Below are 21,265 nucleotides of genomic sequence, written 5' to 3' on the forward strand. Positions count from 1 at the left end.
AATGATCAATCGTTATTCCCGCCCAGAGATGGCGGCTATTTGGAGTGAAGAGAACAAGTACAAGGCTTGGTTGGAGGTGGAAATCCTCGCAGATGAGGCTTGGGCTGAGTTGGGTGAGATTCCCAAAGAAGATGTGGCCTTGATTCGTAAGAAGGCGACTTTTGACATCGCCCGCATTTTAGAGATTGAAGAGGAAACCCGTCACGATGTGGTGGCTTTCACCCGTGCGGTTTCGGAAAGTCTTGGTGAGGAACGCAAGTGGGTCCACTACGGTCTGACTTCGACCGACGTGGTGGATACGGCTTATGGCTACCTCTACAAGCAGGCCAACGACATCATCCGTCGTGACCTTGAAAACTTCACCAATATCATCGCTGACAAGGCGCGTGAGCACAAGTACACCATCATGATGGGGCGGACCCACGGTGTCCATGCGGAGCCAACGACCTTCGGTCTTAAATTGGCAACTTGGTACAGTGAAATGAAACGCAATATGGAGCGTTTCGATGTGGCAGCTAAGGGCGTTGAGGCTGGTAAAATTTCAGGTGCGGTTGGAAACTTTGCCAATATTCCACCATTTGTGGAAGAGTATGTTTGTGGCAAATTGGGCATTCGTCCGCAGGAAATTTCGACTCAGGTCCTTCCTCGTGACCTTCACGCAGAATATTTCTCAGCCCTAGCCTTGATCGCAACGTCTATCGAGCGTATGGCGACAGAGATCCGTGGGCTACAAAAATCTGAACAACGTGAAGTCGAAGAGTATTTCGCCAAAGGCCAAAAAGGCAGCTCTGCTATGCCCCATAAACGCAACCCTATCGGCTCTGAAAATATGACCGGTCTGGCTCGCGTGGTGCGTGGTCACTTGGTGACGGCTTTTGAGAATGTGGCGCTTTGGCACGAACGCGATATTTCCCACTCGTCAGCGGAGCGGATTATCACGCCGGATACGACCATTCTTATCAACTATATGCTTAATCGTTTTGGCAATATCGTCAAGAACTTGACGGTCTTCCCTGAAAATATGAAACGCAATATGGAGTCAACTTTTGGCTTGATTTACAGCCAGCGTGTCATGCTTAGTTTGATTGAAAAAGGTATGACCCGTGAGGAAGCCTATGATTTGGTGCAACCAAAAACCGCACATTCTTGGGACAATCAAGTGGACTTCAAGCCCCTTCTTGAAGCGGATGAGCGCGTGACAGCCAAACTCAGCCAGGAAGAAATTGATGAACTCTTCAACCCAGACTACTATGCCAAGCGGGTGGACGACATCTTTGAACGACTTGGATTATAAAAAATCAAAATTCTTTGGATTTTCCAGAGAATTTTTTTATTTACTTGCGAATAAATAGTTGAAGGGGAGAACAAGCTCCTTCCGCTAGACCATCATTCGTAAGAGGATGAGCAGAAAGTCCAGCCTAGCTTCTCAGAGTTCGTATCAACATTTCAGCGCAGTGGTTGATTGGCAGATTCGTTCGCGTTTCACGCTCCAAATCTGACCTCTACGACTGATGCGAACAGAGTTCGCTTCATCTCCAACCTCAAACTCTCTCCCAGACAGTTTGAGCTGTGCGGGGTGGGAGTGAAACAGTCTGGGATAGACTGTTTCAGCTCAACAACTAGAAATAAAGACTTGTTGACGAACTCTTTAGATTGGTCGAGTTCTGTCCCACTCCCAAAATTTTACGAATAGATAAGTGTGGGGGAAGCAAGCTCACAACTTATTCAAAAAAAGTATCGTCATTTAGTTTTTCTTTTATTACTTCGTTAATTCGCCTTGCCTAACTCTAGTTATGCCTGCGGCTCGTTGCCTAGTACTAAAAGTAAACTAAAAGACTATAAAAAATTTTTTCAAAAAATGCAAACGATTTGCGAATAAGTAAGTGAGAGGGAAAACTCCCCTCAAGGAGATACACACTTGAAAAAAATAAATTATTTTCCAAATGATTTACGAATAAACAAGTGTAGGAAAAATGAAAGGAGAATGAATATGACACAATTTATGAATGAAACAAATCGAAAGTTTGAAGTAAGCCAACCAGAATTCATCACCGTTACATGGAAATGTACCATGAAATAATTAATAAAGTAAGGAGAAAACTATGACCCAATTTATGAATGACACAAGTCGTAAGTTTGAAGTAAGCCAACCAGAGTTCATCACCGTTACATGGAAATGTACAGTTGGATAAAATGATACATAGGTACGTTGATTCATTTTGTAGGTATAAAGTCTAGTGGAGAAAAGTAAATGAAAGAAGCAACTTATACATTATCTTGTGGTAAAGCTGATATAGGGAATAAAAATACTTCAAAGATTGAAGAAAAATTTGAAAGATATATGGAGGGAGTAGCTGAAAAATTAATCAAATCAGATAAAAAACGTATTGATAAATGGTTTTTTCATGTAAGAATTGAGGAATAAGTATGTTTAAGATGGTAGATGCCCAACAAGTAAATAACCAAATTTATGGATTTAAGATTCATATCTCAGCAACTGCTGAAAACTATAAGCAAGTTTTTCAAGTAGTCTATCCTTTACTAGTAGAAAGTAAGGTTTGTTTTAAATATATTGAAGAAGATGTAGATGTATTGCGAAACTTTTCAGAACTTGAAAGTCGAGCAGAGTCTGGGAAGTATTTTACAATTTATCCTAACTCCCATATTCATTTTTTGGAGTTACTAGAGCAGCTCTACCTGAACATACCTAAGGATTTACAAGGAATCTATATTTTGAGCGACCGTCCCTACAAGGATTCAAATATTATTTTTTATCGATATGGATTTTTTGAAGATCATTCTCAATACAATGTTAATGGAATTCCCACTTTAGAGGGACCAAATGGAGAGGTTTGGCAAGATTATCAGAAAGCTTATTTTGACTTGCCACCTTGGATTGACGATATTCAAGAGCCTCAAGTATTTCAGAAAAGTTATCTTGCAGAAAAATATCAAGTTACGGATTGCCTGCGTATGAGTAATGGTGGAAATGCTTACCGAGGTTTTGATAAGGAAACCAATCAAGAAGTTATCATTAAGGAAGCACGAGCGGAAGTCGTTTCATATGAAAAGATTACAAAAAAGATGCTGCGAGAAAATGAATACAAATATGCTAAGCACCTGCAAGCTTCTAATCGAACTCCTAAGATACTGGAAAGAGTAAAAGAGTGGATAAATGACTACTATATCTATGAAAGCATCAGAGGCCAGAATTTGCTAGACTATGCTAGTCCAATGTCACTCTTTACGTACAGTAGCGACACTCCTGGTGAAAATATTGATAAATTTCAACATTTTCTTTCTCTAACAAAACAACTGATACATTTTATTGACTACTTCCATAAACGCAATATTGTTTTAAATGATATTCATGCTAATAATTTTATTGTGTCAGAAGATAATAAATTGTATTTTATTGATTTAGAAAATTCTTATGAAAACGAAAATGATAATTTAATTGGAATATATAATGAAATTAGTTTGAAAGAATGGAATAGACTAGATGGAAAACTTGGGGATTGTCATAAACTGGCGAATTTAATCTTATTTTTACTAGGTCGTTTGCAAATAAGAAGTGGAGAGAAATATGAAGCTTGTTTAACAGATGATTTGCTAAGTAGATATGGTATAAAAACTAATCTATCCCAACTGATTTCCTATCTACTTTCTGACGAAGCAAGTATATCTGTTGCAAAAGAAAAGGTTGAAAATGTAAGAGCAGAGCTAGGAAAAGTCTGTTGTGAGTTAATACCTTATGAAGATTCAATGCCTGAAGTTTCCATTCCCATTAGTCAATTATTGGATTTAGATGGCTTATCCAGATATTTGCATTGTAAGGAAGATGAAGCTCGCTTGAAAATTCTTATTGATAGAGAAACCAATATGGGATTAGATGGCTTGGCTGGAGTTATCGTCTTAATGGAGGACGGGGATCTACCAGCTACCCATCAGCAATATGTTGTAACAAAGATTTTGGACAAAATTGTAGAAACAGAGTATGGACCATCAATTGCATATGGACTGGGGTATGCTTCGCCTTATCTAACTACAGGTGTTGCGGGGGTGCTTAAAGCCTTGCAGTATATTGGTTATCCGAAGTTCCTCGACCTATCGCAAGAATTAGTGAAGAGTTTGTTAGTTGAGTATGGTCAATATCCAGATTTTAGGCAAGGGATGTTGGGAGTTGCAGATACCTTGCTAGATATATTTAGTGCTACAACGGATCAGAAACTACTGGCAACCGTAGAGAAACAGTTAGTGATGGTTGCAATTAAGGCAAAGTATGATAAGAAATTACAAAAAGAATTACTTTATGTATTTTCACGTTACGGGAGAATAAAAAATGAATTTATTATTAAGGAACAAACTGTATAATGTATTAGCTGTTTCACGTTTACTCAATTCATTGGGTGCACACATTTATAACCTTGTTTTCGTGATCTATGCAGCTACTCAATTTCGCTCAACATGGGCGATATCTGTCGCTAATATAATTATGGTTCTCCCTACAATTTTTTCATTTTATATGGGGATTCAAGCAGATAAGACTAAGAAAAAGGCAAACGCATTGTTTTCAGCAGCCCTTGTTCAGACTGTGTTATTCTTTGTTATGTCATTCTTACTTCAAAGTACAACGATTGGAGTATTTGCTCTTGTTTGTGTGATGAATGTAATAACTGATTTACTGTCTGATTATTCTTCAGGTTTGAGGTTACCGATTATGCAGAAGAACTTGAAAGAGGACGAACTTATGGAGGCTTATTCCTTCTTTCAGTTCATTTCTTGTGTGAGTGGTATTGGTGGGCAGGCTTTAGGGTTATGGCTTCTATCATTGTCAGGTAATAATTTTAGTATTGTTGCGATGTTGAACGCTTGTTTCTTCTTTATTTCTGGAATTTTACTCTATACACATAAAAAACATTTGACGCATGATGAGATTGAAATAGCATCGTCACAATCCATCAAACAACAGCTAAGTGATGTGATTGATGGTATTAAGGTTGTTTTTGAAACCAATGCCTCTGGTAATCTTTTGACAACTTTAAGTTGTATTTTACTTATGAATGCCCTAGGTGGTGCACTTGGTTCTATCTATACTATCTATTTTCTAGATAAGAGCTTGTTTGGGATGACTTATGGTCAGAGTCTTTTGACTATCAATGCTATCTTGGTTGTGAGCATGATTGTTGGGAGCTTAACACCAAATGATTACTTTGCAAAGTTATCTCTTACAAAAATGATGATTTGTAATGCGATAGCATTGATCGGAATTGGTTTGAGCCATTTATTGGGGTTAAGTGAGTTTATTGGAGTAGTTTTTCTAGCATTTTCAGCCTATATCGGTGGAAAGGTCAATCCTAAAATTGATTCTCTATTACTAGCGAATACTTCGCCGGAACTACTAGCTCGAACAGATACTTTATTGACCATGTTATTTACACTTTCTCTTCCTGTGGGAACCATTCTCTTTTCTACATTAGCTACTATACATATTCATTTGACTTGGGGGATGTTTGCTTTTATTGGATTGCTTGCAACTATCTTGGCAGTCCAATCTCAGCTAGCAACTGAAAAATCTAAACTTGTATCTGTATAGAATGGTTTGTTACTCAAAATTCTTTGGATTTTCCAGAGAATTTTTTAGTTTTCCTTAAGTTTGACGAGTTATACTCTATTCAAGCTAGAAATAGCGAAATTTCTTTTTCATATAATCTCCAGAAAACAGTCAGCAAGAATTAGCTGACTGTTTTTGTATAAAAAATAAAAAAATCCTTGACTCATCCCCAGGGGAATAGTGTATGCTAGGACTATCAAAACAGATGGAGGTTGCTTATGCAGGTCAAAGATGTGGAGAAGTTGACAGGCTTGTCAACTAAGGCGATTCGGCTGTATGAAGAAAAGGGCTTGATTGAAGTGGCGAGAAATCCGCTCAACGATTACCGTGATTATTCAGAGGACAATGTGCGGCAGCTTCGCTTGATCAAGTTGCTCCGCTATTTTGAGTTTTCCCTAGCAGAGATTACGAACCTCCTAGCCTTGCCAGAGGAGGACTTGCAGTCAGCCTTGCGTGAGAAAAAGCAGGGAATTAACCAGCAAGCAGAAGAATTGGCAGACAAGGTTGATTTGTTGGACCAGGTGGTCAGGGATTTGGGTAAGAAAGAGGATTGGTTGGAAGAAGCACAGGAATCCATTGCTTTTGTGGAAAGCGGTGAATTTCAAGACTTCAAACAAGATTTAGAAGATGCCTTGCTGCCAAGTATTTGGATGACTCTCTTGCAGACCTTGATGTTATCAGGTCCGATCCTCTGGCTGTTTATTCGAATCCAAGAGGGTCGTCAGGAAAATCTTTTCCTACTAGCAGTGGTTTCCTTGTTAGCAACCGCTTGGATAACGCTTATCTGGCGAGACTACCTCGTAACCTGGTGGAAATATCGAGACAAGGTTCGTCAGAAGAATCGTAGTCAGGCCTGGTGGATTCCGATTGGTCTTATCTCCCTCGTAGGTGGGATTGCCTACTTTGTCCTTGTCGGCTGGTTGACCGAAAGATTTTTCCTACCAAGCGATTGGCTCTTCTATGAGTATTCGACTGGTCTGGGCGAGGTTGCTATATTTTTTATCATGGCTTTTCTCATTTTTCTTTTGGGAAAACTGGCGAGGCTGGTGAAGTTATCTTGGAAATACGGCTTGGGTCTGGCAGGCGGTTGTATCCTATTGACCGCTCTGCTGATTTCTACCACAGCAGCGGTGACCAAAGATCAGATTATCGACATCAATCTGCTGGCTCCGTCCAAGGAATATCTTTACAGCGATGTCAAGTCTGTCTGGACAGGCTTTGGGAACAAGCTAGTGACAGTGAACAGGGCTGAAAGGCAAGGGGAATTTAGCTATCAAATTCAACTGGATGGGAAAAAGATTGTGTTTATGCAACCAGCTGTTAATCAGAACTTGATCCCTGACGATACCTATATCGAGTTAGAGGAGTTTGATTGGCAGTTGATGAATCTGGAAATTCCCAAAGAAAGTTCAACAGAAGGCAGTCAGTACAACGATTTAGATTCGCACTACCTAGAGCGATTTTTGCGAATAGTGGAAAATAAATAAAATGAATTCTGTTTTAGTTTCCCTTAAGCTTGGCGAGTTATACTATATCCAAGCTAGAAATAGCAGAAATACTTTTCACCTAAAGGTGTCCCTAGCTCTAAGTCGCAAGCGACAAGAGCTAGGTATCATATAATCTCCTGAGAATACTGGACTCATTGAGTCTGGTATTTTCATTTTGTGCTATAATAGTCCCATGACTAGAATTTTAGATATGGAAAAAATGCAGGATGAGGAGTATGTTGAGCGTACCCTGCGTCCGCAGAAATTAAACGAATACATCGGTCAGGACAAGGTCAAGGACCAGCTCAAAATCTTTATCGAGGCAGCCAAGCTCCGTGATGAAGCCTTGGACCATACGCTTCTTTTTGGTCCTCCAGGTTTAGGTAAAACCACCATGGCCTTTGTCATTGCCAACGAACTGGGCGTTAATATCAAGCAGACCAGTGGTCCTGTTATTGAAAAAGCAGGTGACTTGGTAGCCCTTCTCAATGATTTGGAGCCTGGCGATGTCCTCTTTATTGACGAGATCCACCGTATGCCCATGGCGGTCGAAGAAATTCTCTACTCTGCTATGGAGGATTTCTACATCGACATCATGATTGGGGCAGGGGAGGCCAGCCGCTCCGTGCATTTGGAGTTGCCACCTTTTACCCTGATTGGAGCGACCACTCGTGCAGGCATGCTGTCCAATCCTCTGCGGGCCCGTTTTGGTATTACCGGTCATATGGAGTATTATGAATTGGCTGATTTGACGGAGATTGTCGAGCGTACGGCGGATATCTTTGATATGGAGATTACTCATGAAGCTGCTATTGAGCTGGCTCGTCGGTCTCGTGGAACTCCCCGTATCGCCAACCGTCTGCTCAAGCGGGTGCGGGATTTCGCACAGATCATGGGCGATGGCCTGATTGACGACACCATTACAGACAAGGCACTAACCATGCTGGATGTGGACCGAGAGGGGCTGGACTATGTGGACCAGAAGATTCTCCGTACCATGATTGAAATGTACGGTGGCGGTCCTGTCGGCCTCAACACTCTATCGGTCAATATCGCTGAAGAGCGTGAAACGGTGGAGGATATGTATGAGCCTTACCTGATTCAGCAGGGCTTCCTCATGCGGACACGGACGGGGCGGGTTGCGACAGCCAAGGCCTATGAGCACCTGGGTTATCCCTATACGGAAAAATAATGGCAGAGCAGATGAGACGAGTAGCTCGTTTATTTGGAGACTGGCCTGAGACGATTATCTGGACCTGTTTAGAAGGTGTCATGGGATACATTTATGTTGATGACAGCCAGTTGCCCCAGTCAGCCCTAGCTCTCTATGGACGGCAGAGCTTCTTTGTTTTTTTAGCTGGCCAGCCACATCGAGACTTGCTAAAAATGTGCGAGGGAAAGGATATTATACTAGTCCCCCAAAACCAAGCCTGGTCAGACTTGATGGAAGAAGCTTACGGAGAAGGAGTTCGTTTTTTTACTCGATACGCTACGAAAAAGGAAACTGAGTTTGACCTTGGGCATTTACAGAAACTGGTTGATGACTTGCCTGAAAGCTTTGATATGAAACTGATTGACCGTAATCTGTATGAGGCTTGTCTGGTAGAGGAATGGTCACGGGATTTGGTGGGCAATTATGTAGATGTGGAACAATTTTTGGACTTGGGGCTGGGCTATGTCATCTTGCACAAGGGGCAGGTGGTCTCAGGGGCTTCGTCCTATGCCAGCTATTCAGCTGGGATTGAGATAGAAGTGGATACCAGGGAAGACTATCGAGGTCTGGGTTTGGCAAAAGCCTGTGCGGCTCAGTTAATTTTAGCTTGTTTAGACCGTGGACTCTATCCAAGCTGGGATGCCCACACCTTGATATCCTTGAAACTAGCTGAAAAGCTGGGCTACCAACTGGACAGACCCTATCAGGCTTACGAATGGAGATAAGATGACACCGACATTTATTTGGGATTTGGACGGAACGCTTTTGGATTCCTATGAAGCGATTTTGGCTGGTATACAGGAAACCTATGAGCAGTTTGGCCTTCCTTTTGACCGTGAAGAAGTAAGAAAGTTTATTCTTCGCTATTCTGTCAAGGATTTGCTGGTGCGTGATGCGGACAAGTACGGGCTGGAGAGTGATGAGCTCAATCGTGTGCGTGCGACGTCCTTGAAGGAGAAGAATACGCAGATTCCCTTGATGGCTGGTGCGCGTGAAATTCTGGACTGGACAGCAGAGAAAGGAATTCAAAATTTCGTTTATACACACAAGAGTGACAATGCTTTTCAGGTTTTGGAGGATTTGGGTGTCCGTCAACATTTCACAGAAATCTTGACAAGCGATTCTGGTTTTGCCCGCAAACCAAGTCCAGAAGCTCTGCTATTTCTCATCGAAAAATACGAACTGAACAAAGAAAATACCTACTATATCGGTGACCGTTTGCTTGATGTAGAAACAGCTATCAACGCAGGGATTCAAAGCATCAACCTGCAAATTGATGGTGTGGAGAAGAATTGGAAGATTGTTTCTTTATTGGACATAAAACAAATGTTAACTGATGAATACAAATAAAAACAAACGTAAAACCGTTTGTTTTTTATTTAAAAACAGAAAAAGTATGGAAATTGAGTGATAATTTTGCTATAATATACAAAAGAATATTTGGAGGTATTTTATGAACGATAAGGAATTTGGACAACGTGTACGTCAACTTCGAGAAACCGCTAGTCTGACACGTGAACAGTTTTGCGATGACGAACTTGAGCTCTCCGTCCGCCAACTAACCCGTATCGAAGCAGGTACTTCTAAGCCGACTTTTTCAAAAATCCAGTATATCGCAACCCGCTTAGGCATGGGGCTCTATGAGCTTATGCCTGATTATGTGTCGCTACCTGAACGATATTCCAAACTGAAGTTTGATGTACTTCGTACACCGACTTATGAAAATGAGGAATTGATGGGAAAACGGGCAGATATGATGACGGAAATCTATGATGATTATTACGACGACTTGCCTGAGGAGGAGAAAATAGCGATTGATGCCATTCAATCCATTATTGATGTATTTGAAACGAAGACAGCAGAATTTGGTCAAGATATTCTAGAAGATTATTTTGAACAAATCCAAAGAAAACCCCAATTTTCAGCCAACGATTTGTTGATAATCCAGCTCTATTTAATCAATTTGAGAATGGAAGTTAAACAGAGTAGTGATTTTCAGCACTTTTTAGACTTGGTGGAAAAGTTACCAAGCCAAGTAGAATTAGTTGAATCTGGGGATTTGTTTATTTTAAGGGATGTGATGATAACTTCTGTTGGACTTTTGGGACAAAAGGAAGAATTTAGCTATATTCCTACACTCTTTGAAGCACTTGATAAGATAATGCAGAAGACCCAAGATTTTCAAAAGAAACCTATTCTTAATCTGCTTAAGTGGAAATATGAGTTGTTAATAAATAAAGATAAAGATGCTGCAACTGCCTTATATGAAGAAGCACTTCTTTTTGCAAGAATAATTGGTAATGCCCACCTAACGGCTAAATTAGAAGAAGAGTGGAGAAAAGATAGTCAATTATAGGACATTTTTGTCCTGTTGGAAAATTTACTAAGATTGTAAAATAGTTTTATCAAATGAAGGAGATAGAGCAATGATTACAATTCTTACAAAAGTTTTTCCATTTGGAGATTTCTCAACAAGCTGGTGGAATTTTTAACATTCACCTTGTTCAAAAAGCCAACATATGTTAGGCTTTTTTTGTTATACATAGACAGTATGTAGGAGGTGGTTGTGTTAGAAAATTGGTTAAACACCAAACAAGGTCAGGTGTTTCATTACAAGATGGAGAGGACTGAGGATGCTATGGGGTGGTTAGGTAATCCATATTTAAATTGTTAGAATTAGAAATAGATTGGTAGCAAGACGGTCTGTTATGTGACATTTTTGTCCTGTTGGAAAATTTACTAAGATTGTAAAATAGTTTTATCAAATGAAGGAGATAGAGCAATGATTACAATTCTTACAAAAGTTTTTCCATTTGGAGATTTCTCAACAAGCTGGTGGAATTTTTAACATTCACCTTGTTCAAAAAGCCAACATATGTTAGGCTTTTTTTGTTATACATAGACAGTATGTAGGAGGTGGTTGTGTTAGAAAATTGGTTAAACACCAAACAAGGTCAGGTGTTTCATTACAAGATGGAAAAGATTGAGTATGCCCTAGAACTGCTAGGGAATCCCCAGTTTGCAGTTCCGGTCATTCATGTTGCTGGAACCAATGGAAAGGGATCGACCATTGCCTTCATGCGCCAGCTCTTTCAGGTACATGGCTTGCGTGTTGGAAGTTTTGTATCCCCCCACATGGTGAGTGTGCACGACAGGATTTGTATTGACAGCCAGCCCATTTCAGACCATGATTTTCAGCACTATTTACAGAAAGTCTACGACTTGGAGCAGGAAGTCGCCACTCGTTATGAACCTTTTCGCTATTTTGAGGTCATGGTGCTCATTATGTTCCTCTATTTCGAAGCTCAACAACCCGATGTGGCACTAGTAGAGGTGGGCATCGGAGGACTTTTGGATACGACTAACGTCGTGGCACCGGCTCTCAGCGTCATCACCTCCATCGGCATGGACCATCAGGATTTACTAGGCTCGACTTTAAGGGAAATAGCAGAGCAGAAAGCAGGGATTATCAAGGAAAGCGTGCCTGTCGTCCTTGGACCACTTTGTCCAGAAACCACAGCCATCTGTCGCCAAATTGCCCTTGAAAAACAAGCTCCACTCTACCAATTTGGTCAGGAATTCACCTATAAAGCAGGACAGTTCAGCAATCCGGACATAGACCTGTCAGAATTGGTTCTGGGTTTGGCTGGTCATCACCAAGAAGAGAATGCGGCTGTAGCCCTACAAACTTTTCTACTCTATATGACTAGTATCCAAAAAGACATTCAACCTCAGTTGATTCAACAAGCCCTTGCCCAAACCAGCTGGCCGGGTCGTTTGGAATTGGTTGCTCAAGAGCCAACAATCTATTTGGACGGAGCCCATAATGTCCCAGCTATCGAACGCTTGATTGAATTTATTCAGGAACAAGAAGAGCCTGTTACCATTCTCTTTTCAGCTCTTCGGCGTAAGGATTTTCAAGAAATGCTGGAATTATTGGAAGAAAAATTACCACATACTGCCCTTGTATTAACCAGCTTTGCTTATGATGGTGCCTTGTCTGAGGAAAACCGACAAGGACGAGATTATGTTGAGAATTATCAGCAGTTTATAGAAGACTGGCAATCTAGCAAGCAAGGGATTTTGATTGTCACAGGCTCTCTCTACTTTATCTCAGAAGTTCGTCGGATGTTTAAAAAATAACTATCATTTTGCGAATAAATAGGTATGACACATGCAGAAAAAGTAGCCTTTTTAAAGGAATTTGAAAAAACCAAACGCCATACCTTCCGTCAATTAGAGCAGTTTGCAAAAATTTCCAGAACTCCCGATAGGAAATGACATCGGGAGTGCTTTTTGATATAATAAGGAAAGCAAATCCAAGGAGAAGAAAATGACAGAATTAGATGTAGTTTCGGACGTAGTTACTCATCCTGAGGAAACTTATCGGCGTAGTCGTAGAGCATCACGCAGACAGCAAGTGCAACTGAATGGTGAATTTCATGAAAGAGTATTAAAGACAAAGTATTGGCCAGCTCTTGTTTGGAGCTTAGTTTTAAGTGTTTTTAGCGTAGCCAATCCACTGCTAATGCCATTTGCAACCAATATACAAACTCAAAATTTATATGCAGGGATGGCAATGGCAAATGGACAAATCCCTTATGGTGATTTCTTTGGTACAAGCGGGTTATTATTCTACTTACTTGCTTTCTTAGGTCATCTGGGAGGAACTTTCATTATCTTTGGAATCCTCCAGTTTATAGCGTTACTGATAGCGGGAATCTATTTCTATAAGATTGTAGCTTATTTTAGTCAGTCAGAACACCTAGCGACAAGTTCTAGTCATTGGTTCTATATATTTATTTTTGCACTTGGTTTTGGAGGGATGTATGCAGAAATGTTTGCTCTTCCGTTTCTTTTGACTAGTGTGTGGTTTCTGGTCCGCTATTTTGAAAATGCAGTGCGTGATGAGGCGTTTATCCTCTACGGAATCGATGCGGCATTGGTATTTTTAATTTACCCAAAAAGTCTGATCCTTTGGTTAGTTGCGGGTCTAGTTTTATTTATTTTTAATATCCAACACCGCCAAGTTACTCGAGGAATCTATCAATTATTAGCGACCATTTTTGGTTTTCTTCTGATTCTATATGCGGTAGGTTATTATGCTTTTGAGGCGCAGATTCTGGGGACAGCTATTCAACAAACTTTCCTTTATAACTTACAGTTAGACTTTCACCATTCCTATCTATATTTAGCCTTGGCGATAGTGTCTGTATTTTTACTCTTATCTGGATTCTTTAAAAGTTTCATCCAAATGGTGTTTTCTTTCAAACAAGGAAGACATACTTATATAAAAGTTCTCCTATTATTGACTTTCTTAGTTCAATGTGTCTTTATTATTGGGAATGCAAACTTTCAATGGAGCCAACTCATTCTTCTTTTACCGTATGGTTTTGCGATGTCAGTCGTTTACCTGCGTGATGAGGATGTAGAAGATTATCGTGGGTATTTGCGTCGTCAATTCTTTCTTCCATTAGCTATTTGCTTGGGTATTATCGCTCAACCTGCTTATCTTTATTTGGTACAGGGAGATTTGAGAACTGACCGTGAACAAGTTGCCAATTACATTGGTGAACAAACAAAAGATTCGGATAAGATTTATGTTTGGGATAATAGCGCAAGCATCTATCTTTCAAGTCAACGTTTATCTGCCACAACGATTACTACAGCAGAACCCTATCTGAATACTGACGACAATAAAAATAGCTTGATGTATGACATCAATAAAAATGAGGCAAAATTTGTAGTCGTCAATAAGACTTTGCCAATTCTAGATGAAATCAAGACAAATTTAGAATCACAGTACCAGTCTGTTCAGACAACGGATTACTTTACGATTTATCAAAAGAATGAATGATTGCTCAGGCAGTCATTTTTTCTTTAGCCTATCTGGGAAAAGGAGGGAAAGTGGATATGTGGTATAATGGAAAAATAAGCATTCGGGAAAAATTATTAAAGAAATGTAGGAGAAATGATGTCACATATTATTGAACTACCAGAAATACTAGCCAACCAGATCGCGGCTGGTGAGGTCATTGAGCGACCAGCCAGTGTGGTTAAGGAGTTGGTGGAAAATTCCATTGACGCAGGGGCTAGTCAGATTGAAATTAGTGTTGAAGAGGCTGGCCTTAAAATGATTCAAATTACGGATAACGGTGAGGGGATTGCCCCTGATGAAGTAGCGCTTGCCCTCCGCCGTCACGCTACTAGTAAGATAAAAAATCAATCGGATTTGTTTCGTATTCGCACCCTAGGTTTTCGTGGAGAAGCTCTGCCTTCCATTGCTTCTGTCAGTCATATGATCATTGAGACAGCTACGGCAGACTCTGCACACGGACTTCATTTGGAGGCCAAAGGTGGTGTCATCGAGAAAGAGGAGCCAGTTAGTCGTCCAGTTGGCACACAGATTACTGTTTCGGATTTATTTTACAATACCCCTGCTCGTCTCAAATACGTTCGCAGTCAACAGGCTGAATTATCACATATTGTTGATGTTGTAAATCGATTGAGTCTAGCTCATCCGGAAATAGCCTTTGCCTTAGTAAACGAAGGACGAGAATTAATTAGAACTGCAGGGACAGGGAAACTTCGTCAGGCAATTTCAGGGATTTATGGGATTGCTTCTGCCAAAAAAATGGTTGAAATTGAGGCAGAAGATCTGGATTTTCAGATTTCAGGTTATGTTTCCTTGCCAGAGTTGACTCGTGCCAACCGCAACTACATTTCCATTTTCATCAACGGTCGCTATATCAAGAATTTTTTGCTGAATCGAGCGATTTTGGAAGGTTACGGCAGTAAGTTGATGGTTGGACGCTTTCCATTGGCAGTCATTTCTATAGAAATTGACCCCTATCTTGCTGATGTCAATGTGCATCCGACCAAGCAGGAAGTTCGCATCTCCAAGGAAAAAGAACTCATGACCTTGATTCGAGAGGCGATTAGTCAAGCGCTTAAAGAGCAGGACTTGATACCAGATGCTCTTGAGAATTTAGCTCAGTCAAGTACTCGACCAAAAGTAAAAGCAGAGCAAGGCACCTTACCACTCAGAGAGCCAAAAATCTATTATGATACGATTAAGCAAGACTTCTTCTTAAAACCAGAAGTGGTCGCCGAGGAGATCAAACCCTTGGAGGAAGACAAACAGGCTCCTCAAGAAGCACCCGAGGAAAATGCGGTCAAGTCTGTCCAATTTGCAGAACGCCAGACAGCTGAAAGTGCAGACCCAGAACACCCTAACTTGAGTGCTAAAGAGTTGGCTAAATTAGCAGACAAACTAGACCAAGAAGAAACCTCAACCTTTCCAGAATTAGAATATTTTGGACAGATGCACGGCACTTATCTCTTTGCACAAGGGAAAACAGGCTTGTACATCATTGACCAACACGCCGCACAGGAGAGGGTCAAATACGAATACTACCGTGAGAAAATTGGACAGGTTGACAATTCAGCTCAACAGTTATTGGTGCCCTATATTTTTGAATTTCCGCAGAATGATGCCCTTGACCTCGTCCACAAAATGGATGCCCTTCGTCAAGTTGGTGTCAACTTGGAAGAATATGGAGCTAATCAATTTATTCTGCGTGAACATCCTATTTGGATGAAGGAAGAGGAGATTGAGTCTGGCATTTATGAGATGTGCGACATGTTGCTCTTGACGGATCAGGTGTCAATCAAGCAGTATCGGGCAGAACTGGCTATCATGATGTCTTGTAAACGGTCGATCAAGGCCAATCATGCTTTGGATGATTATTCGGCGCGTGATTTACTGAGACAATTGTCTTACTGCCAAAATCCCTATAACTGCCCGCACGGTCGTCCAGTCTTAGTACATTTTAGCAAATCGGATATGGAAAAAATGTTCCGTCGCATTCAAGAAAATCACACGAGTTTGCGAGAGTTGGGCAAGTATTAAGGATTTTAACACCCCTGTAAAAGCATTTGGACTAGCTATTTTTACTGCCAGCTTGTAAAGTAAAGGAGGAAACATGACCAATCTTGGACAGCTCATTCACATGGAGCGAACAAAACGACAGGAATCGCAAGAAACCTTGGCAAAAGCAATCGGAGTGTCACGGCAAACAGTCTTGAACTGGGAAAAAGGTCGCACTCTACCAGATAGTGCCAGTTTAGTCAACATTGCCCGCCGTTATCACCTGTCTTTTGACCAGCTAATCGGCCTACAAGTTAAGGAGAAGAAAAGACGAGTTTGGATAAACTACCTCTTTCTCTTAATCCTATTCAGTCTGGGTATCTTTGTTGGTGGTAACGCCACTCTCTTGCTTCCTTTCCTTATCGTTTTTTTCCTCATCGGCTTCCTTATCCAAGAACTCATGTTAACCAAATCTTTATAAAGCGAGGTCATCGTATGGTCCGAAAGGATAGACTATTTATTGCATTTATTGTTCTTTGTTTGCTTAATCTGCTGATCAAATTTCACCGTTATTTAGGTCTTAGCCCGACCTATAGTCTTTATTACCAGCTTGCTAGTTTTGTCTTGCTATTTGCACTCGGCATATACCACTATAGAAAGTTGCTTTGGACTGATTTTGGAAAAATGTGGAGCTGGAAACTGCTTTATCAATTCCCTTTGTTTTATCTTGCAGATTTTTTGGTCATGTATGGAGGAAGTTTTCTCCAATACTTGATAGTGAAATCATTCCATATCTCAGAAGGTATAGGTAATGTCACAGCAGTTAATAAGATAAGCCAAATCGTCCCACTTCCAATCTTTTTGCTGATAGTGGGGATCATCGGTCCGATTGTTGAAGAACTTTTTTATCGAAAATTTTTACAGGATAGTCTGAAAAATGTTTTAAATCCATGGTTTGCTATTGTCTTGCAAGGTTTCATTTTTGGCTTAGGGCATGCTAAATCTTTGGATAGTTCAGAAATTATCAACACGATTCCCCAGATTTGTTCGGGTATTTACTTGGGTTATCTCTATCACAGAACAGGCAATCTTTGTTATCCGATGCTCGTTCATTGTGTAGGAAACCTCTCCGTCGGATACTGAAACACGGCTTCGCTATCAATAGCGAGGCTTTTATGATACAATAATGGGACTAAATTAATATTGATTAGGAAAAAATATGTACGACTATATTAAAGGAATTTTAACAAAAATAACTGCAAAATATATTGTGGTAGAAACGCAAGGAGTAGGCTATATCTTGCAGGTTGCTAACCCCTACGCCTATTCAGGACAAGTCCAGCAAGAAGTGACTGTCTATACTCATCAGGTGATTCGTGAAGATACTCATTTGCTCTACGGATTTGCTACAGAAAATGAAAAATCTGTCTTTCTGAGTCTGATTTCAGTATCAGGTATTGGTCCAACAACGGCTCTGGCTATTATTGCTGTTGATGACAATGACGGTCTGGTGCGTGCTATTGAGCAGAAAAACATTACCTACCTGACCAAGTTTCCAAAGGTTGGCAAGAAAACAGCCCAGCAGATGATTTTGGACCTGGAAGGCAAGTTTGTCATGAGCGAAGAAGCGGGTCCTGTTCAACAAGTAGCACCATCCAGTGAAAATATCGCCCTCGAAGAAGCCATGGAAGCCATGGAAGCCCTTGGTTACCGTCCAGCCGAACTCAAGAAAATCAAGAAATTCTTCGACGGCACCAACGACACCGCAGAAAACTACATCAAATCAGCCCTTAAAATGCTGATGAAGTAATAAGATACAAAGGACGTAAAGGATAAAGAGAAAATAGACGGCCGAACAGAAATTTTGCTAGAAATTTCGTTGTGAGACCTCCGCAATGACAACTAGGTAAAAGGCGAGTTTTGACGAAGCCTTTTGCCAGATGTCAACTGCGTTATTCGGTGATATTTAGGATTCAGTTTGACAATTTTGCAAAGTATCGTAGTCGTGTTTCAGTCTGTTTATCCTGATTCGCACTTTAGTTATTCACGAAAAGGAGTTTCTATGTCCCGTTGTGCTTGGGTTAATCTAAATAATCCACTTTATATTGCTTACCATGATGAAGAATGGGGCAAGCCACTTCACGATGAGCAGGCTCTTTTTGAGTTGCTTTGTTTGGAATCCTACCAAGCAGGACTTTCCTGGGAAATTGTTCTCAATAAACGCCAGGCTTTTCGCTCTGCTTTTTTCAACTATGATATTCAAAAGGTTGCGGCCATGACAGATAGCGAGTTAGACGGTCTTCTTGCCAATCCCAACATCATTCGTCATAAGGCAAAGCTGTACGCTACCCGCGCCAATGCTCAGGCCTTTCTTCGAGTACAGGAGGAATTCGGTACGTTTGATACGTATCTTTGGGAATGGGTTAACTTTACATCTATCGACAACCCTGTCAAGTCCTTCCGAGAATTGCCGACCAAGAACGACTTGTCTGAGCGGATTTCAAAAGATTTGAAGAAACGAGGTTTCAAGTTTGTAGGGCCTGTCTGTATTTACTCCTATTTGCAGGCTTCAGGTCTGTTGAATGAACATGAAGAAACTTGCGAGATTGGAAAGAAATTACGAACTAATTAGATGAGCGAGCAATCGCACCTTAGACAGAGGAGGAATATGAAAGCAGAACTAATCGCCGTCGGAACCGAGATTTTGACAGGTCAAATCATTAATACCAATGCTCAGTTCCTTTCGGAGAAATGTGCAGAGCTGGGAATTGATGTTTATTTCCACACAGCTGTTGGAGATAATGAAAACAGGCTTTTGTCTGTACTGGAGATAGCCAGCAAGCGTAGTGAGCTGGTCATTCTCTGTGGAGGACTTGGTCCAACAGAAGATGACTTGACCAAGCAGACCTTGGCGACCTTTTTAGGTAGAAATCTTGTGTTTGATGAGTTGGCTATGGCAAAATTAGACCGTTTCTTTGCCAGTCGCCCAGGTCGTGTCCGTACACCAAATAATGAACGTCAGGCACAGATTGTGGAGGGAAGTCAGGCGCTACAGAATCCAGCTGGTTTAGCTGTTGGTGGTATGATTGAGCAAGATGGTGTAACCTATATTGTTTTGCCTGGCCCACCAAGTGAGCTCAAGGCCATGTTTTCTGAGAGTCTCTTACCTTTACTGTCCCAATCTCAGCAGCAACTTTATTCGCGTGTCCTACGCTTTTTTGGAATTGGCGAAAGCCAGTTGGTGACTGTTTTGGCGGACTTGATCGACAAGCAGACAGATCCAACTCTTGCTCCTTATGCAAAAGTTGGAGAGGTGACTTTACGCTTGTCCACCAAAGCGACCAGCCAAGAAGAAGCAAATCTACGTTTGAATCAGTTGGAAGAAGAAATCTTACAACATGACAAACTGGCAGACTATTTCTATGCCTACGGAGAGGACAATAGTTTGGTCAAAACGGTAGCGACTCGTTTGGCGGAGAAAAGACAAACCATTGCTATCGTCGAACAGGGGACAGGTGGTCTCTTGCAAGCTGAATTGAGTTTGGCTTTGGCTGACCAGCCTTATTTTAGCGGAGGAAAAGTCATCGGTCAGCTAGGGACAGAATCGGGCAGGCTATCAGAGGAAGCTGACTGCATTCGGCAGGAGCTGCAAGCTGATTTAGGTTTGGCTGTGTCTGTGTTTATCAAACCGGAATCAACAGAGGACAACGTACTTGCAAAAGTATACCTCACTTTGGCTACGACCTCGGGTATTTCCCAAAAAGAGATAGATTTAGGTGGTTATTCGTGGCAATACCTTCGCCAGCTTGCTTGTCTGCAGGCCTGGGATTTTGTACGAAACACTTTGTGAAATAGCAGATATTTGCTATAATAGTTTGACTAAGAAAAGAGGAGAAAATCATTGGCTAAGAAACCAGGAAAAAAATTAGAAGATATTACAAAGAAATTTGGCGATGAGCGTAAAAAAGCGTTGGATGATGCCCTAAAATCAATTGAAAAAGATTTTGGTAAGGGCGCTGTCATGCGTCTTGGTGAGCGTGCTGAGCAAAAAGTTCAAGTCATGAGTTCAGGTAGTTTGTCAATCGACATTGCGCTTGGAGCAGGTGGCTATCCGAAAGGTCGTATCATTGAGATTTATGGTCCAGAGAGCTCAGGTAAGACAACTGTTGCCCTTCATGCAGTAGCTCAAGCCCAAAAAGATGGCGGTATTGCTGCCTTTATCGATGCAGAACATGCCTTGGATCCAGCCTATGCAGCAGCTCTTGGTGTCAATATTGATGAGTTACTCTTGTCACAGCCAGACTCAGGGGAACAAGGTCTTGAAATTGCAGGTAAGCTGATCGACTCTGGTGCGGTTGACTTGGTTGTTGTTGACTCGGTTGCAGCCCTTGTACCACGTGCAGAAATCGATGGCGATATTGGTGATAGTCATGTTGGTTTGCAGGCTCGTATGATGAGTCAGGCCATGCGCAAACTCGGAGCATCTATCAACAAAACTAAGACAGTAGCTATTTTCATCAACCAATTACGTGAAAAAGTCGGTGTCATGTTTGGTAACCCCGAAACAACACCTGGTGGTCGTGCGCTTAAATTCTATGCATCTGTCCGTATGGATGTTCGTGGAAATACACAAATCAAAGGAACAGGCGACAAGAAAGACCAAAATGTTGGTAAGGAAACCAAGGTGAAAATCGTGAAGAACAAGGTGGCTCCACCGTTTAAAGAGGTTGTTGTTGAAATCATGTACGGTGAAGGAATTTCTCGCACAGGTGAATTGATTGAGATTGGTAGCAACCTCGGCATCATCCAAAAAGCAGGTGCTTGGTATTCATATAATGGAGAAAAAATTGGTCAAGGTTCTGAAAATGCTAAGAAATTCTTAGCAGATAATCCAGCAATCTTTGATGAAATTGACCGTAAGATACGTGTTCATTATGGATTGATTGAAGGTGAGGAAGCACCAGAAGTCGTGACAGAGGAACCCCCTGTTGCAACTGAAGAAGTCCAAGATGTTATTTTAGACTTGGATGGCGGCATTGAATTAGAAGAATAAAAGCGAAAAAGTTTGGGGAGACCAAACT

General features: G+C 41.1%; 18 protein-coding genes. All 18 read left to right on the forward strand.

Annotated elements, in window-relative coordinates; all coding sequences use genetic code 11:
* Position 1 precedes the first annotated feature (1 nt).
* Positions 2-1,294, forward strand: coding sequence for an adenylosuccinate lyase (gene purB / locus F9856_RS05955; RefSeq protein ID WP_202106044.1), 1,293 nt, complete (start codon positions 2-4; stop codon positions 1,292-1,294).
* A gap of 957 nt (positions 1,295-2,251) precedes the next feature.
* Positions 2,252-2,425, forward strand: coding sequence for a hypothetical protein (locus F9856_RS05960; protein ID WP_171942859.1), 174 nt, complete (start codon positions 2,252-2,254; stop codon positions 2,423-2,425).
* Positions 2,426-2,427: 2 nt separating this feature from the next.
* Complete coding sequence (locus F9856_RS05965) at positions 2,428-4,374, forward strand: protein kinase family protein (RefSeq protein WP_202106045.1); 1,947 nt, start codon at positions 2,428-2,430, stop codon at positions 4,372-4,374.
* On the forward strand, positions 4,343-5,596 hold the full coding sequence (locus F9856_RS05970) for a hypothetical protein (protein WP_029173233.1): 1,254 nt from the start codon (positions 4,343-4,345) through the stop codon (positions 5,594-5,596). The genes F9856_RS05965 and F9856_RS05970 overlap by 32 nt, the downstream gene beginning before the upstream one ends.
* 236 nt (positions 5,597-5,832) lie before the next feature.
* A complete protein-coding gene (locus F9856_RS05975) occupies positions 5,833-7,101 on the forward strand; it encodes a MerR family transcriptional regulator (RefSeq protein WP_202106046.1) in 1,269 nt (422 codons plus the stop codon).
* A gap of 193 nt (positions 7,102-7,294) precedes the next feature.
* The gene (ruvB, locus tag F9856_RS05980; RefSeq protein ID WP_202106047.1) at positions 7,295-8,293 is read left to right on the forward strand and encodes a Holliday junction branch migration DNA helicase RuvB; all 999 of its coding nucleotides are present in this window, start codon (positions 7,295-7,297) and stop codon (positions 8,291-8,293) included.
* Positions 8,293-9,039, forward strand: coding sequence for a GNAT family N-acetyltransferase (locus F9856_RS05985; RefSeq protein WP_202106048.1), 747 nt, complete (start codon positions 8,293-8,295; stop codon positions 9,037-9,039). The genes ruvB and F9856_RS05985 overlap by 1 nt, the downstream gene beginning before the upstream one ends.
* A gap of 1 nt (position 9,040) precedes the next feature.
* Complete coding sequence (locus F9856_RS05990; protein ID WP_202106049.1) at positions 9,041-9,664, forward strand: HAD-IA family hydrolase; 624 nt, start codon at positions 9,041-9,043, stop codon at positions 9,662-9,664.
* 103 nt (positions 9,665-9,767) lie between these two features.
* Entirely contained in the window at positions 9,768-10,670 is a 903-nt protein-coding gene (locus F9856_RS05995; RefSeq protein WP_024399278.1) for a helix-turn-helix domain-containing protein, read from the forward strand.
* A gap of 566 nt (positions 10,671-11,236) precedes the next feature.
* Positions 11,237-12,457 (forward strand): bifunctional folylpolyglutamate synthase/dihydrofolate synthase, encoded by a 1,221-nt coding sequence (locus tag F9856_RS06000; protein ID WP_419248126.1) that lies wholly within the window; start codon positions 11,237-11,239, stop codon positions 12,455-12,457.
* Between the two features lie 190 nt (positions 12,458-12,647).
* Positions 12,648-14,171 carry a quinol oxidase gene (locus F9856_RS06005; RefSeq protein WP_202106051.1) on the forward strand — a complete coding sequence of 508 codons (1,524 nt, stop codon included), beginning with the start codon at positions 12,648-12,650 and terminating at the stop codon, positions 14,169-14,171.
* Positions 14,172-14,288: 117 nt separating this feature from the next.
* Complete coding sequence (mutL, locus tag F9856_RS06010; RefSeq protein WP_202106052.1) at positions 14,289-16,226, forward strand: DNA mismatch repair endonuclease MutL; 1,938 nt, start codon at positions 14,289-14,291, stop codon at positions 16,224-16,226.
* 73 nt (positions 16,227-16,299) lie between these two features.
* Positions 16,300-16,665 (forward strand): helix-turn-helix domain-containing protein, encoded by a 366-nt coding sequence (locus tag F9856_RS06015; protein WP_024399282.1) that lies wholly within the window; start codon positions 16,300-16,302, stop codon positions 16,663-16,665.
* A gap of 14 nt (positions 16,666-16,679) precedes the next feature.
* On the forward strand, positions 16,680-17,327 hold the full coding sequence (locus F9856_RS06020) for a CPBP family intramembrane glutamic endopeptidase (protein WP_172048526.1): 648 nt from the start codon (positions 16,680-16,682) through the stop codon (positions 17,325-17,327).
* A 76-nt stretch (positions 17,328-17,403) separates the two neighbouring features.
* Positions 17,404-17,994 carry a Holliday junction branch migration protein RuvA gene (gene ruvA / locus F9856_RS06025; RefSeq protein WP_105100574.1) on the forward strand — a complete coding sequence of 197 codons (591 nt, stop codon included), beginning with the start codon at positions 17,404-17,406 and terminating at the stop codon, positions 17,992-17,994.
* Positions 17,995-18,246: 252 nt separating this feature from the next.
* Positions 18,247-18,816 (forward strand): DNA-3-methyladenine glycosylase I, encoded by a 570-nt coding sequence (locus F9856_RS06030; protein ID WP_202106053.1) that lies wholly within the window; start codon positions 18,247-18,249, stop codon positions 18,814-18,816.
* 36 nt (positions 18,817-18,852) lie between these two features.
* Positions 18,853-20,034 (forward strand): competence/damage-inducible protein A, encoded by a 1,182-nt coding sequence (locus tag F9856_RS06035; protein WP_105156831.1) that lies wholly within the window; start codon positions 18,853-18,855, stop codon positions 20,032-20,034.
* Between the two features lie 51 nt (positions 20,035-20,085).
* Positions 20,086-21,237: a recombinase RecA gene (gene recA, locus F9856_RS06040; RefSeq protein WP_172063701.1), complete on the forward strand. Its 1,152-nt coding sequence runs from the start codon at positions 20,086-20,088 to the stop codon at positions 21,235-21,237.
* The last annotated feature ends 28 nt before the right edge of the window (positions 21,238-21,265 follow it).

This window comes from Streptococcus suis, from assembly GCF_016743335.1.
GTDB classification, from domain to species: Bacteria; Bacillota; Bacilli; order Lactobacillales; family Streptococcaceae; genus Streptococcus; species Streptococcus suis_Y.

Bases quoted from the DNA above. Each gene is read 5' to 3' on its own strand.
- purB (WP_202106044.1), top strand. From the start codon at position 2: ATGATCAATCGTTATTCCCGCCCAGAGATGGCGGCTATTTGGAGTGAA.
- F9856_RS05960 (WP_171942859.1), top strand. From the start codon at position 2,252: ATGAAAGAAGCAACTTATACATTATCTTGTGGTAAAGCTGATATAGGG.
- F9856_RS05965 (WP_202106045.1), top strand. From the start codon at position 2,428: ATGTTTAAGATGGTAGATGCCCAACAAGTAAATAACCAAATTTATGGA.
- F9856_RS05970 (WP_029173233.1), top strand. From the start codon at position 4,343: ATGAATTTATTATTAAGGAACAAACTGTATAATGTATTAGCTGTTTCA.
- F9856_RS05975 (WP_202106046.1), top strand. From the start codon at position 5,833: ATGCAGGTCAAAGATGTGGAGAAGTTGACAGGCTTGTCAACTAAGGCG.
- ruvB (WP_202106047.1), top strand. From the start codon at position 7,295: ATGACTAGAATTTTAGATATGGAAAAAATGCAGGATGAGGAGTATGTT.
- F9856_RS05985 (WP_202106048.1), top strand. From the start codon at position 8,293: ATGGCAGAGCAGATGAGACGAGTAGCTCGTTTATTTGGAGACTGGCCT.
- F9856_RS05990 (WP_202106049.1), top strand. From the start codon at position 9,041: ATGACACCGACATTTATTTGGGATTTGGACGGAACGCTTTTGGATTCC.
- F9856_RS05995 (WP_024399278.1), top strand. From the start codon at position 9,768: ATGAACGATAAGGAATTTGGACAACGTGTACGTCAACTTCGAGAAACC.
- F9856_RS06005 (WP_202106051.1), top strand. From the start codon at position 12,648: ATGACAGAATTAGATGTAGTTTCGGACGTAGTTACTCATCCTGAGGAA.
- mutL (WP_202106052.1), top strand. From the start codon at position 14,289: ATGTCACATATTATTGAACTACCAGAAATACTAGCCAACCAGATCGCG.
- F9856_RS06015 (WP_024399282.1), top strand. From the start codon at position 16,300: ATGACCAATCTTGGACAGCTCATTCACATGGAGCGAACAAAACGACAG.
- F9856_RS06020 (WP_172048526.1), top strand. From the start codon at position 16,680: ATGGTCCGAAAGGATAGACTATTTATTGCATTTATTGTTCTTTGTTTG.
- ruvA (WP_105100574.1), top strand. From the start codon at position 17,404: ATGTACGACTATATTAAAGGAATTTTAACAAAAATAACTGCAAAATAT.
- F9856_RS06030 (WP_202106053.1), top strand. From the start codon at position 18,247: ATGTCCCGTTGTGCTTGGGTTAATCTAAATAATCCACTTTATATTGCT.
- F9856_RS06035 (WP_105156831.1), top strand. From the start codon at position 18,853: ATGAAAGCAGAACTAATCGCCGTCGGAACCGAGATTTTGACAGGTCAA.